A 14,076-nucleotide genomic window follows, 5' to 3' on the forward strand; every position below is an offset into this window, starting at 1 on the left:
GTTACATCCGTTCGGGCGCCTCGATGCCCAGCACAGCGAGCGCCCGCCGCAACTGGCGCTCAACGATCTCCGTGATGGCGAGCAACAGCGTTCGTCGTGATTGATCTGGCTCACGCAAGATCGGGTAGTTGTGATAAAAGACGTTGAATCGCTGCGCCAACGTGAATGCGTGTTTGGCCACAAAGGCTGGTTCGAGGCTGTCGCACGCCTGGTCAATGACTCGATCGAGCCGCCCGGCCTGATAAATGAGCGACCACAGTTCAGTTCCGTCCTCGCCATTGAGTATCTGACGAAGCGACTCTTCCGGCACGCTGTCAATCGGCTCTCGTCGCAGGCCGGCCGCTTCAGCCTTGCGGAAGATACTATTGGCGCGAACGACAGCATACTGAATATAGGGGCCAGTTTCGCCTTCAAACGAGAGCGCTTCTTGAAAATCGAATGTGATGGCTGTTGTCCGGGTGTATTTGAGCAAAAAGTATCGCAAGGCGCCGATGGCAATCTGATGAGCCACGTCTCTTTGTTGATCTACTGGCGCGTCGGGCTGCCGCGCGCGCACTTCGGCCAGAGCGCGTTCTTCAAGTTTGTCAATGAGGTCGTCAACTTTGACGCCGAGTCCGCGACGACCCGACATATTGATTTGTTGCCGGCGCAGTTCATCGGGCTGGAGTTCAATGCCCAGCTCCAGACAAGCCTGCGGCGAGAGCGCCACCTTCTCATACGCAACGTGAGCGGATCGGCTCAAATCCAGCTCCGGCGCGACTCTGGCCAGCGCCTCTTTGACGTACTTCTGGGGATATGTCTGTTCAACGCCGATCACGTTCAGATAAGCAGCGCCGAAACCAAACATCGGACGGGTTTGGCGTGTCTGCTGAGTGACTTCAGTTGTCGTGATCCATGTTTCGTGTTTGTCCGGGTAGGTGCGAAACGGTTTGTAGTTGAAATCTACGCCGAGCTTGCCCAGTTTCCACAGATGGTAGGCAATATCCTTTCCTGTGTAATTGACCGTACCATCTGAGCGGACCAGCACCTTATCGGGATCATAAGTTGGCTGCTCACGTGCCGGCAGGTCTTCTGTTTCTTCCGATGTTTGAGGGCTGGTATCTGAGAGTTGAGTTTTGAAGTCCGAAGTCTGATGTTTATCTTCCGCCTTCATCACCCAGCAACCAGCGTTGCGGCCTGTGGTCTCATAGACGATCGTGCCGGTTTGTTTGAGGATTTCAAAGGCCAACTCCCAGAAATGCAAATGGAGAATATCGCTTTCACGCGGCAGCAAATCATAGCGAATCCCCAGCCGGTCGAATGTATCGAGGTGACAATTCAGGATGCGCGTTGAAATGTAATCGGCCATGAGAGCCGTCGGATGGCCTTCGATTTCCATCTCTTTCAGTGTTCGGCGACGGTAGTCGAGGTTGTGCGCATCCTGTTCATACCACTGTGTCACCCGCGCGTAGAGGTCCCAGCAGTAATCATCGAACTTGCCGGTTATCTGCTGAATGTCATCCAGCGATTTCTTTTCAAGATAGAGAAAACCGACAACGACATCGGCCACTTGCACGCCGGTATTGTCAATGTAGTTATGAACTTCGACGCGCCGGCCTGTAGCCCGCAGGAGTCGGACGATGGTGTCACCAAGCAGCGCATTGCGCAGATGGCCGACGTGGGCTGCTTTGTTGGGATTGACGCTGGTATGCTCGACGATGATTTTGTCGCCTGCTGGCAGCGGTTGCTGCCAGGGCTGCATGAGCTGACGCAGGTAAGACGGACGATCGAGAAAGATGTTGATGTATCCGGGGCCAGCAATCTCAACACGCGCGATGCCGTCAATCCCGGTGAGGTCAGCGGCGATGGCTTCGGCTATCTTTCTTGGATTTTGCTTCTGGCCGGTTGATTTGCTCAACTGTTTAGCCAGCTCAAACGCGATGGGCAACGCGATGTCGCCCAGTTGTGGCGAGGGTGGCGTTTCCACCGGCATGTCGTCACAAGCAATGTGATACTTCTCTTGAATAATGGCGAGGATGCGTTGTTTGATCGTTGTTTCGATGGATGCCATATCTACGTGTCGCTTTTTTCACAGGCCGTCAATTTGGCTAAGATGTCGTCGCGGATCCTGTTGATGCGTTGACCGATGAAGACGCCTTGATTGGTGAAGCTCGTTCCGTCGGGGATTCGGTACCAGTCAAAGTCGAAGCGGCCACACGTATAGTTGAACAGCGAGGCAAACTGAGACTCTTCAAATCGCACAATTCCTTTGGCGCGATACACAGCGCGGGGCAGTCGTTTGAGGAACTTCTCAAATTTCTCGCGGTCCAGCAAACGCGCGCCTTCATAAGTGAACGACTCGATGCCGTCATCCCGTAGATGATCGGCATGAGCCGTAGCCGCGCCGTTCATTTTGGCCTGCTGCATGGCTCGGAGTCGTTCGCGGTGCACTGCGGCTGCCGTGCCGAAAAGGATGTCGTGCGGCGCTTGCCCAAAACTCGTCGGCACGACCAACGCGCGGCGATTGCGCCACCACAGCCGCCGTTTGACGCGGTTAAGCTGACGTTCATTAACCAGGTCTGTTTTGTTAAGCACAATGAAATCGGCGGCAGCCACTTGTCGGCGGGCTACCGAGTTGCGCTTCATTTGTTCGATCACGTTGGCTGCATCGGCAACAGTGATGATGGCGTCGGTGCGAAATCCCGCCGTATGGACTTCATCGGCCAAGCGCAGTGGGTCAGCCACGCCCGTGGTTTCAATGATAATCAGATTGGGATTGGCGGTCTCCACGATGGACTGCAGAGCCAACGCAAACTGGTAATTGACCGAACAGCAAATGCAGCCTGAGGTCAGTTCGATCATCTTTTCCACGTTGAGACATTCGATCTGCTTGCCGTCAATGCCGATCTCGCCGATTTCATTGACGATGACAGCCACCCGTTTTTGATTCAACCCATGCTGCAAAATGTGCTTCAGCAGCGTGGTTTTGCCGCTGCCTAAGAAGCCCGTCACGATGTTCACTGCGCAAAACATCGTTGTCACCTCCGCTATCGAGAGACAAGTAAGATTAACACATTTCAATCAGCCTAGCACCGATCACAGCCGTTCGAGGATAAAATTGGTCATCAGTGTTCGCAGGTGTTTGACTAGGAGCGGATCGGTCACGCCGTGACGCGATTGCGGGTAGAGCATTAGGTCAAATTGTTTACCGGCCTTTTGCAACGCGTAGACGAACTGAATGGTGTTTTGCATGTGAACGTTGTCGTCAATTGTTCCGTGAATCAGGAGCAGTCTGCCTGAGAGGTTTTCGGCAGCGAACACGGGAGAACTCTTTTTATAGCCGTCAGGATTGTTCTGTGGCAGGTCCATATAACGTTCGGTGTAGATGGTGTCATAATTGCGCCAATCGGTCACCGGCGCGCCGGCGATGCCGATTTTGAAGCTGCGACTATGCGTCAGGGCATAAGCCGTCAAGAAGCCGCCGTAGCTCCATCCCCACAGGCCAATGCGAGTGGCGTCCACATAGGGCTGCTGCTTGAGCCAGCTCAGGCCATCTTCCAGGTCTTGCAGTTCCAACTCGCCGAAGCGGCGATAGACAGGCCAGGCTGATTCGACGCCTTTGTTGCTTGCCGTGCGATTGTCGCAGACCCAGATGATGTAGCCTTTTTGCGCCAGCATCTGATGCCACATATAGGTGGTTCCACCCCAACCGTTGCGAACGAGCGGCGCTTGTGGGCCGCCGTAGACATGACACATCACCGGGTATTTTTTCCTGGGATCGAAATCCGGCGGTTTGATCATCATCGCTTCCATGACGAAGCCATCGCGGGTTTTGACCTGCATGAACTCGGTCTTGCCCAGTTTGTACTGTTTCAATGCTTCGACGCGATTCTCATCAATCAGGCGAAGCAGGCGTCCGTCGGCATGGTGCAGTCGCACTTGTGTTGGCGTCGTCCAATCGCTCCAGTAATCAATGTAGTAGCTCAATGGTGGATTGAAATCCACGCGATGCCAACCCTCTGTCTTGGTTAGGCGCGTCAGGCCCGCGCCATCGAGCCGAATCCGGTAGGCATGAAGCCCAATCGGGCTGTGTTCAGAGCTGGAGAAATAGATGAAGCGTTGGGCTTCGTCCAGGCCGTGATAGGCGCGAATATCCCAGGCGCCGTTGGTGATCTGACGAATGAGCTTGCCATCCGCCGCGTAGTGATAGAGGTGCTGACGGCCGGTTCGTTCGCTCAACCAGAGGAATGAGCCATCGGCAAGCCAATGCGGGTCGTCAAGCACATTGACCCAGGCTTTCGACGTCTCCCGCAAGATGGTCCGGGACTGACCGGTGGCCGCATCAGCCAGATTTAAGTCGAGCCAGGTTTGTTGGCGGTTCTGCACTTGGTAGACGACCTGCTGGCTGTTGGGCGTCCAGTTGACTTTGACGATTAGAAATTCAGCCGCTTGATAGGGGAACAGATCAACCCATTGTGTTGCGCCGCCGAGGGCCTTCACCACGCCGAGCCGAGCTACCGGATTAGGATCGCCCGCCTTGGGATACGGGGTGACTTCCAGCTCCAATCGGTAGGGGATGTGATTCACCACCGTGAATGGTTTCACCATGGATTCGTCCAGTTGCAAATAAGCGATCTTGGTTGAATCAGGGCTCCACCAATAGCCTTTGAAATTGCCTCGCCCGTAAATCTCTTCTTGGTAGACCCAGTCCAATCGCCCATTGAGTCGTTGAGGTCCGCCGTCTTGCGTGAGGGCGCGTTCCTGTTGAGTGGCGATGTCCACCACATACAGATTGTAGTTGCGCACAAAACTGACAAACCGTCCATCTGGACTGAACTCCTCGCCGACTTCCTCTTCCGCTGAAGCGGTCAAGCGCAGAGCCGACTGGTTGCCGAAGTGGTAGTAGTACAGATCGTCGGCGTGATTGATCAGCGCTGCGGAAGCGTCGGCGTTCATTGTGTAGCGGCCCTGCTGGGCAATGGCTTGCGCTGTCTCTTGAGTGAATCCGGCCAGCTTCAGCAGCGCCGATTGCATAGCCGCCGGATCATGAAAACGGGTGGCTTCGCCCGTCGCTGCTGAGACTTTCCAGAGCGTCATCGCGCCTGTCTTGTCGTCTTTCTTGCGTTGCAGGAAGTGTTGGCCGTCAGGCAGCCATTGTAAATCCAGCGGCGGTGTGCCATTAAAATTGATCCTCTTTTGTGGATCATACAGATCGTCAAGTGTCAGGAGTTTGTCTTGAGCGAAGACGGGAACGGCAGCCAGCATGAGATTGACTAGAATCCAAATAGTTGCAATGCGACGCATACGGGTGATTCCTCAACTTTCCAAGGCTGAATTCAAGAGCCTAGACAAGTATCATATCCCGCTTTGAGGCGTCAACCGTCTGTCCGATTAGCGGGCTTCGTTCCAAATGATGTGCATTGAGCGCGTCTTTGCGGTATCTTTGAGGCTCAGCTATGAACATTTCGCCGGCAACGCTTTTGCACACCGCTCAGCAACACACATCATTGATGGTAGAGACGCTCAAACAACTGGTCGGGCTGGAATCGCCTTCGACCGATCCGGCCAGCCTCGATCGTATCGCTCAATTCGTCGCAGAGTGGTTGCGGCAACGCAACATTGCGGTCGAACAGATTCCGGTGCGGGGCAGCGGGCCGATTGTTCGCGCTCGTGTTGGCGCCGGTCAACGGCCGGTGATGCTGCTTGGGCATCTGGATACGGTCTGGCCAGTAGGAACTCTTGAGCAGCGCCCCGTCCGAATTGAACAAGGCCGATTGTATGGACCTGGAGCGTTTGATATGAAAGGCGGCGTCACAGTCGCGCTTTATGCCTTGCACCTGCTTCAGGCGTTGCAACTGGTGCCACCGCGCGGCGCTGTGTTGTTGTTGACGCCGTTGGAAGAAGTGGGCAGCGACAGCTATCGAGACCTGTTGGAAGACGAAGCCCGACGTTCGCAGTGCGTGTTAGTGTTAGAGCCACCGATGCCCGGCGGCGCGGCCAAAACGTCCCGCAAGGGTGTTGGCCGACTCCTGATGCGAATTCGCGGTCGGGCAGCGCATTCCGGTTTGGCGCCCGAAGCGGGCGTTAGCGCCATTCATGAGCTGGCGCACCAAATTTTGGCGCTCGAACAATTGAACAACGTCCGGCCGGGCGTCACCATTAACGTCGGTGTCGTGCGGGGCGGTTTGCGCGCCAATGTGGTAGCCGATGAAGCTGAAGCGCAGATTGATGTTCGCTTTGACTCGCTCGTGGACGGACAAGAGGTCATATCAAAAATCTTTCAGCGGACACCTGTGTTGGCCGGCGCTCAATTGGAATTCAGTGGTGGGATCGCAGCGCCACCGTTGGTGCGAACTGAGCGTGTCGTGGCGTTGTATCAGCATGCCCGGACGCTGGCCGAAGAACTCGGTTTTCAGTTGCCGGAAGCAGCCGCCGGTGGCGCCAGCGAAGGCTGCTATACGGCGGCTGTGGGGACGCCAACGCTGGATGGATTAGGGCCTGATGGCAACGGCGCTCATGCCGTTGACGAACATGTGTTGATTGCCTCGTTGCCGCAGCGTGTGGCGCTGCTCGTGCGAATGCTCCTCACCCTGTGAGTGCGCCAAGCTGGCCGCGCTGAATGCGCGGTCCGGGGCAAATACCAAACAGGAGTGACCAACATCGTGGTGTTGCAACGTCAGTCAAGTGGGCATCTGATTGTGGTCATCGGCGCGGGTCCTGCCGGTATTTTCGCAACGCGCAAGTTAGTTGAATCAGGGCACACTGTGGTGTTAGTCAACCGAGACATCAAGCCAGGCGGTTTGGCCGAATACGGCATTTATTTCAACAAACATAAAATGAAGGAGGGCATCCGCAAACAATTTCGCACAATCTTGAGCAGTCCCGACGTGCATTATGTCGGCCACGTGCGCATTGGCGAAAAAGCTGACCTGCGATTGAGCGAATTGCAGGCGATATTGCAACCCAGCGCGACCATCATTGCCGTCGGCGCGCAGGGCACCAAATACCTTGGCATCCCAGGCGAACGCATGCCCGGCGTCTATCACGCCAAGGATGTGGTCTATCACTACAACCTGCTGCCGCCGTTCAGCGGATTCCATTTCGATTTTGGCCAGCGCGTCGCCATTATCGGCATCGGCAATGTGATGGTTGACGTGGCTCACTACCTAGTTCATGAAAAGCGGGTCGCCGAGGTCATTGTCATTGCGCGACGTGGCCCGCGCGAACGCGCCTATTCCGATGCAGAGATTAAGGCCATCTCGGCCAACATAGACGGCGAGTCATTGCGCCGCGAACTGGAGCGCATCCGCGCGCGGCTACAAATATACGGTCAGTCGCTAGAATCACTCTACGACGAGCTGATGAAGTACAAAGATGTTCCGGCCAAAGAAGGGACCAGTCCAACGCGCGTGACGTTTCAGTATTTGAGCATGCCGGTGGAGATTGTGGCGGGAAGCTTCGGGCATCCTACGACCGTGATTGTTGAAGATACTGAGCTGTACAAAAAGGAAGGAGAACCATTTCTTTTTCCCAGAAACCTTGGCACGCGCCGCGCCATCGCTGTGGACAGCGTCGTATTTGCTGTCGGCGACGAAGTAGATGAAGCGCTTGGTATCCCGTTTGAGGCAGGCATCTATCCGACGAACCCATCTCCTGACCCGGAGCATCCGGGTGATGAGCAGTACCAGTTGTATGATCCGGTCAAGCAAACCGTGATGGAGGGCATGTTCTGTGTCGGATGGTCGCGCAAGGCATCAGATGGCGTAGTCGGCAAAACACGTCAGGATGCTGAACGAGGCGTCGTGGCGGTCAATCATTATTTGCAGCGGGTTCAACCGGGTTCATCAGACCAAATCGCTGAGAAACTGACTCGCTTGCGTCAGGCATTGCAAATCCGAGGCGTCCAGTATGTGGAATATCCGGCGGTGCAACTGCTGGAACGCTTGGAGCAACAGGAAGCCGAGCGGCGGGGTCTGGAATTTTTCAAGCTGGCCACCAGTCACCAGATGTTGGAGGCGATCCGTTCAGGTCAAATCAAACCAACGGAGTAGGCTCCCCTTGTCATTTTTAGAGCGATTTTCAATTGCCTTTAGCGGGGGCCTCACATCTTGCGGGTTCATGCACGCTGCAAGCGTTCGCTCCTAGGGTAACCTCATTCACAAACCGCTCTCAGCTTGTTGAATCTTGTCAGCGCGATGACCACACGGCCTGAGATCAACCGGCTGCCTGACGTGTGTGAGTAACACTTCTTCCGATAGCCTCACCGGTGGTAGTCGGAGGCATCCTCGCTGGTCATCTGGATCATCTGCGGCGGATACTGCAAGACCTTGCTTGTTACCAAGGAATCGCTCTGCAAAAATTTCTCACGGCAAGGATCGCTCGACTCTCACGCGATACAACAAACAGCGTGAATATAAATCGGGTGGTTGAGGTGGACTGCCAAGCTTTTGACACGTCAATATGGCTGCTTGCGGAATCCGTCTGACGCGATTATTCTGGTCGTGTCGAGGAAGACAGACGATGAACACGCAGATGTTGCGACAGGAGATCGTTGAAAAGCTGATCTCCTTTTTTGATGCCAAGCCAGAGGTGACCTTGGCGTATCTCTATGGATCGTTTCTTCGTCGCGACGAATGGCGCGATCTGGATGTGGCTGTGTGGATTAACGAAGGCATGCTGATGGGACGTGATGCGGTTGACCACGTACTGCGGCTTGGCGCCGAACTGGAACGATTCCTCGGCTGGCCGAGAGTTCAAGTGGATGTAAGGCTCATGAATGAGATGGGCCCTGCTTTTCAATACGAGGTGATCAGGACTGGGCGACTTGTCAAGAGCGTGGATAGACCGACGCAGGTTCGTTATGAAGCGCGTGTGATGAGCGAGTATCTGGATTTTAAGTGGTTGTTGAACGTCTACGATCGAAGATTATTGCAGGAGGTTCGCCAGTGGTAGTCAGGGAGATCATCGCCGGTCATCTGGATCATCTGCGGCGGTTCCTGCAAGACCTTGCTCGTTACCAAGGAATCGCTCTGGAAGAGTTTCTCACCGACCGCGACAAACAGAATATGACGCTATTTGCTCTCCTTGAAGCGATTCAGCATTGCCTCGACCTGGGAAATCACATTATATCTGAGAAAGGGTGGGGCAGGCCGCAAACATATCGCGATGTCTTTCTTGCACTATGGGAGCATCATTTGATTGATGTCTCCTTGCGTGACCAATTGGTGGAGCTGGCCGGTTTTCGCAATCTCCTGGTTCACATGTATGGGAAGCTAGACCTAGAAAAGGTCTACGAGCGGCTCCAATCGGCTCCGTCGAGCATGAAGGCATTTGCCAAAGTCGTGGGAGAGTTACTGGAAGAGGAGAGTGGTCACCAGCCGTGAGCGCAATTATCATTCAGCAACGCCGGCTCGTTCGTGAGTTGTTGGAACGGGAGAATGATCACCAGCCGCGCGTGCGATCGTTTGGCGGGTCAGTGCCGCTCAGACCGAGGAAGGCTCGCCGGCTGGCTTGACCCGCCATACTGTCCACACCCACAACCTTGCGTGATAGTTGAGACCGAGGAAGGCTCGCCGGGCTGGCTTGACCCTCATGCCGATGTTCGCTATCTTGTCACCACGTGAAGACAGCGAGCGTGGTTGCCATCATTCCCGCGCGATACGGTTCCCAGCGGTTACCCGGAAAAGCTCTCGCCGACATTGCTGGTCGGCCCATGATCGTGCATGTCATGGAACGTGTGCGGCAGGCTCGTCGCATTCGTCGTGTGATCGTCGCCACGGATGACGAGCGGATTGTTGAGGCTGTCGAGCGATACGGCGGCGAAGCGGCGATGACCTCGCCCCATCACGCCAGCGGCACCGACCGCGTGGCTGAAGTGGCTGCGTCGCTCAACGCTCAGATCATCGTCAACGTGCAGGGGGACGAACCGTTGATTGAGCCGGCCACGATCGAAGCTGCGCTGGGGCCGATGTTGCGCGATGAGTCAATCGAGATTTGTACGACCTCCGAACCGATCACGTCTGTTGATGACGTGTTTGATCCCAATGTCGTCAAAGTGGTCACCGATCGTCGTGGGTTTGCGCTCTATTTTTCGCGGAATCCGTTGCCCTATCTGCGCCGCGGCGATGCGATGCAATCCGTCCTTCACCAACAACCTGAATGGCTCGCTTTTTATCGCAAGCACACGGGACTGTATGTGTACCGTCGCGATTGTTTGCTGCGGCTGACGCAGCTTGAGCAATCATTGTTGGAGCAATTGGAGCGGCTGGAACAACTGCGCGCTCTGGAGCACGGCATCCGAATCAAAGTTGTGCCGGTTCGTCAGCAATCTATCGGCGTGGATACAGCGGCTGATCTGCAACGTGTGCGCGATCTTCTCAGGGAGGCACAAGCAAATGGCTAAGTATATTTTTGTCACGGGCGGGGTGGTGTCCAGCTTGGGCAAGGGCATCGCCGCCGCTTCCATCGGATCATTGCTGGAAGCGCGTGGCATGAAAGTGACGTTGCTCAAGTTTGATCCCTATATCAACGTGGATCCGGGCACGATGTCCCCATTCCAACATGGCGAGGTCTACGTCACCGATGACGGCGCGGAAACAGACCTTGATCTCGGCCATTACGAGCGCTTCACCCACGCGCGGATGAGTCAAGACAATAACTGGACAACCGGTCGGATTTACCTCTCGGTCATCGAAAAGGAGCGTCGCGGCGATTATCTGGGCAAGACGATTCAGGTCATCCCGCATATTACCGATGAGATCAAGCAGGCCATCAGGAACGTTTCGTCGGGCGTGGACGTGGTGATCGTAGAAATCGGCGGCACGGTGGGCGACATCGAATCACAACCATTTTTGGAAGCGACGCGCCAATTGGGCAACGAGGTCGGCAAAAACAACGCGCTGTTCGTGCATCTGACATTGGTGCCTTATATCCCCACTGCCGGCGAGTTGAAAACCAAGCCGACACAACACTCAGTCAAGGAGCTCCGGGCTATCGGTATTCAACCTGACATCTTGTTGTGTCGCACCGAACGGGCGTTGCCGCCGGATATAAAATCGAAGATCGCCCTGTTCTGTAATGTTTCCGAACAAGCGGTGATTGCAGCCCGCGACGTCGAATTCATCTATGAAGTGCCGTTAGAACTGGCCAAAGAGGGCTTGGACAACTTGATCGTTGAACGATTGCAGTTGGACACTCAGCCGAGCGATTTACGCGATTGGCAAAAGCTGATTGATCGCATGAAAAATCCTGCTGGCAACGTCACCATCGGCATTGTCGGCAAGTATGTTCAACTGGAAGATTCCTATAAGAGTTTGAACGAGGCCTTAGCGCACGGCGGCGTCGCCAATAATTTGAAAGTGAATATCCGTTGGGTCGAGTCAGAAGACCTCGTGACAGATGAACATTGGGAAGAGAGACTACAAGACCTCGACGCCATTCTCGTGCCTGGCGGGTTTGGTCGTCGCGGGATTGCCGGCATGATTAAGGCTGTCGGCTATGCTCGTCGCCGTCATGTCCCCTTCTTTGGAATTTGCTTGGGCATGCAATGCGCCTGCATCGAATTTGCCCGCCACGTCTGCGGCCTTGAAGACGCCGACAGCACAGAGTTCAATCCTGATACCCCGTACAAAATTTTTTACAAGCTGCGTGACCTAATCGGTGTGGAAGCGATGGGCGGGACGATGCGCCTTGGCGCGTATGAGTGCGTGCTTGCGCCGGACAGCCTCGCCCGTCGTATTTACGGGACCGACGAAATTTCAGAGCGCCATCGCCATCGCTACGAATTCAATCCGGAGTTTGAAGCCATATTCCGTCAGCATGGACTGATTGTCTCCGGCAAATCACGCGACGGGCGATTTCTGGAGATGATTGAGTTGGCCGATCATCCCTGGTTTATCGGCTGCCAGTTTCATCCTGAGCTGAAATCGAAGCCGCTCCATCCACATCCGCTGTTTGTCAGTTTCATTGCTGCTGCTCATCAGCATCGGTTGCGGGCCGAGACGATTGAACCCAATAGAGTGACAACAGAAATGGCGACACCCGAGAAGACCGCCATCGTTGGGACCATCGGCGATTGACAATCGTCAACGAGAGCGACTGCTTTATTCGACGCTGATCAGCGCGGCCAGCGCCCGATAGGTTTTCTCGCCGATTCCGTCAACGATCAGCAGGTCTTCCGGTCGAGCAAACAGACCATGTTTGTCACGATGTTCGACAATTGCTCGTGCGGTGGTTGGTCCAATGCCGGGCAGCGTCTCTAGCTCCGCCGCCGAGGCCCTGTTGATGTTGATCCGTCGGCTCGTTTCAGTCAAAGGATGTGAGGGCGACGACGCGACTGGAGTGACCGTCACGTTGATATTGTTCGGTTGGTTCGTTTCAGTCGAAGGGCTTTCGACTGAGCCTGTCGGCGGAGTGGCAGGCCCTGTGTGACCTATCATCGAGGTCGGATCAGGCTTGAGCACGAACGTCAACCCAAGCCCGATGATGACGAGACTGAGTGCAGTGCCCATTCGCTTCATCGCTGTCCGTAGATTTTCAGTTTGAATTCATCGTTGATTAAGCGCAGTTCAGGACGCAAGCCGGAAAATCGCTGACTGGTGTGTAAAATCATCGGAAGCCCGCCGCTGCTCATTGGCAGTCCGTAGTAGCGGCTCGTGAACACGGCTTTCATCCGCGGATACGGTGGGTGAGCGACGCCATAGCAATAGGCTTCGATCGGCGTTCCATTGCTGCGCGCCGGGTTAATCAGCTCGATCCGATCATCGAAAATCAGCAGTCGCGTGTTGACATCGCGCAATGTGTAGTCGCGGTGGATGAGTGTATTGCTCACAGCTTCCAGGATGGCCGGACGATAATAGCTAGCGCGGGGTGGCACGGGTGAGGGAATTTGAGACCACAGGCGCGTCGGGCGCTCAACCTCCAGCAGGTCAGTGTAGCGGGCCAGAAACGCGAGTGTCGCTTCATACAGTGTGGCCAGATTACCCTGGAGTTCCACTTGTTCAACGATAGGGTCTTCGACCTGCGTGCCGGCAAAGCGCGTCGCAATGACACGACTGCGCGGCCAGAGTTCAGCGACGCGTTTGTTTTTGCCAAACAGCAGAAGGCCAGCCAAGGTCGGCACAGTTTCCAACGGTCGGGCTACGGCAAGACGCAGATAGCGAGTCATCACCACATCAATCGGGTAGCCGTGCGCTTCCAATTCACCCAGGTCGCCGCCACGCACTTCACGCACATAACTCCAGAAGAGCGCTTCATCAATATCGTCCAGCGATGCCGCCATCACCGGAATTAACTCGTAGCCCTGCGAAATCTGAGGATTGTACATCTCAGAGATTTCTGCTTGGGTGGCTTCACGTTTGACCGAGCCGATGCGAATGTAACAGCGATGGTCTTGCGTGAAATAGGGTCGGTGAGGACCTTTGGCTTCCAAGGCAACGACACGTTTGCCGTTATCAAAACTGATTTTGTTGATGTATGGATGCAACGGCGGCACGATCATTTGTTGGCACAATTGAACAAGTTCTTGCTCGATGTGTTCAGGGTCGTCAACGCCTTCGATACGACGTTGATCTGTCACACCAAAGACAATGAATCCGCCACCTGAATTGGCCAGTGCGACCACTTCCGCAGCGATTTTTTCCACGTTGTTGAATCGAACCTTCAGTTCAACGTAGGAATCTTCTCCACCGTGAATCAGTCCCAGCAGCTCAGTTCGGTCTAGCGTCAAGTGGTCAGCAGCAAATCGTTGCTCAAAGAATGAACGGGCAGACATGGGCAGGTGATGATTGCGGCGCGGGCGTCTTTTTGACATGATCGTACTCCCCGTTGAAGGTATGCTGACACGGTGGGATTATACACCAATTCGGCGCAAATGGTAGCCCTGGGCTGATGGGCGCCAGCGTTTATCAAGCGAACTAGCGCGTCGCGGAGCGATCTTCAACTTCTCAAGGCTTGGGTTCTCCCTTGGAAGTAGCCCACGAAACACACGAAGCTCACGAAAGGATTGTATCTTCATCGTTCGTGGCAGGCGCGCAGCGCATGGGCGATTCCTGACTTTATCTTGGAGTGCGCCGGCAGAGCGAAGCGGCGACGGCGCTT

12 protein-coding genes are annotated in these 14,076 nt (G+C 55.1%); 7 read left to right on the forward strand and 5 right to left on the reverse strand.

Annotated features, from left to right (window positions below):
• Nucleotide 1: 1 nt before the first annotated feature.
• The 3 genes from argS to NZ823_07315 all read right to left on the reverse strand — a co-directional run bounded on the left by argS (nucleotide 2) and on the right by NZ823_07315 (nucleotide 5,283).
• Complete coding sequence (gene argS, locus NZ823_07305) at nucleotides 2-2,050, reverse strand: arginine--tRNA ligase (GenBank protein MCS6804935.1); 2,049 nt, start codon at nucleotides 2,048-2,050, stop codon at nucleotides 2-4.
• Between the two features lie 2 nt (nucleotides 2,051-2,052).
• Nucleotides 2,053-3,012: a GTP-binding protein gene (locus tag NZ823_07310; GenBank protein MCS6804936.1), complete on the reverse strand. Its 960-nt coding sequence runs from the start codon at nucleotides 3,010-3,012 to the stop codon at nucleotides 2,053-2,055.
• Between the two features lie 63 nt (nucleotides 3,013-3,075).
• On the reverse strand, nucleotides 3,076-5,283 hold the full coding sequence (locus NZ823_07315) for a S9 family peptidase (protein ID MCS6804937.1): 2,208 nt from the start codon (nucleotides 5,281-5,283) through the stop codon (nucleotides 3,076-3,078).
• 152 nt (nucleotides 5,284-5,435) lie between these two features.
• Between NZ823_07315 and NZ823_07320 the strand changes: the two genes are divergently transcribed.
• The 7 genes from NZ823_07320 to NZ823_07350 all read left to right on the forward strand — a co-directional run bounded on the left by NZ823_07320 (nucleotide 5,436) and on the right by NZ823_07350 (nucleotide 12,056).
• The gene (locus tag NZ823_07320) at nucleotides 5,436-6,575 is read left to right on the forward strand and encodes a M20 family metallopeptidase (GenBank protein ID MCS6804938.1); all 1,140 of its coding nucleotides are present in this window, start codon (nucleotides 5,436-5,438) and stop codon (nucleotides 6,573-6,575) included.
• Nucleotides 6,576-6,641: 66 nt separating this feature from the next.
• Entirely contained in the window at nucleotides 6,642-8,030 is a 1,389-nt protein-coding gene (locus NZ823_07325) for an FAD-dependent oxidoreductase (protein ID MCS6804939.1), read from the forward strand.
• A gap of 469 nt (nucleotides 8,031-8,499) precedes the next feature.
• Complete coding sequence (locus NZ823_07330) at nucleotides 8,500-8,931, forward strand: nucleotidyltransferase domain-containing protein (GenBank protein ID MCS6804940.1); 432 nt, start codon at nucleotides 8,500-8,502, stop codon at nucleotides 8,929-8,931.
• A complete protein-coding gene (locus tag NZ823_07335; protein ID MCS6804941.1) occupies nucleotides 8,925-9,362 on the forward strand; it encodes a DUF86 domain-containing protein in 438 nt (145 codons plus the stop codon). Before NZ823_07330 ends, NZ823_07335 begins: the two co-directional genes overlap by 7 nt.
• Entirely contained in the window at nucleotides 9,359-9,493 is a 135-nt protein-coding gene (locus NZ823_07340; protein ID MCS6804942.1) for a hypothetical protein, read from the forward strand. Before NZ823_07335 ends, NZ823_07340 begins: the two co-directional genes overlap by 4 nt.
• Before the next feature lie 105 nt (nucleotides 9,494-9,598).
• Nucleotides 9,599-10,381, forward strand: coding sequence for a 3-deoxy-manno-octulosonate cytidylyltransferase (gene kdsB, locus NZ823_07345; GenBank protein MCS6804943.1), 783 nt, complete (start codon nucleotides 9,599-9,601; stop codon nucleotides 10,379-10,381).
• Entirely contained in the window at nucleotides 10,374-12,056 is a 1,683-nt protein-coding gene (locus tag NZ823_07350) for a CTP synthase (GenBank protein MCS6804944.1), read from the forward strand. Before kdsB ends, NZ823_07350 begins: the two co-directional genes overlap by 8 nt.
• Nucleotides 12,057-12,080: 24 nt before the next feature.
• Here the strand turns inward: NZ823_07350 and NZ823_07355 are convergent, their stop codons facing one another.
• Both NZ823_07355 and NZ823_07360 read right to left on the reverse strand, forming a co-directional pair.
• Nucleotides 12,081-12,488, reverse strand: a complete 408-nt coding sequence (locus tag NZ823_07355; protein MCS6804945.1) for a helix-hairpin-helix domain-containing protein — start codon at nucleotides 12,486-12,488, stop codon at nucleotides 12,081-12,083.
• Between the two features lie 5 nt (nucleotides 12,489-12,493).
• Nucleotides 12,494-13,789, reverse strand: coding sequence for a putative DNA binding domain-containing protein (locus NZ823_07360; protein ID MCS6804946.1), 1,296 nt, complete (start codon nucleotides 13,787-13,789; stop codon nucleotides 12,494-12,496).
• Nucleotides 13,790-14,076 lie beyond the last annotated feature (287 nt).

Source organism: Blastocatellia bacterium (assembly GCA_025054955.1).
Lineage (GTDB): Bacteria > Acidobacteriota > Blastocatellia > HR10 > J050 > JANWZE01.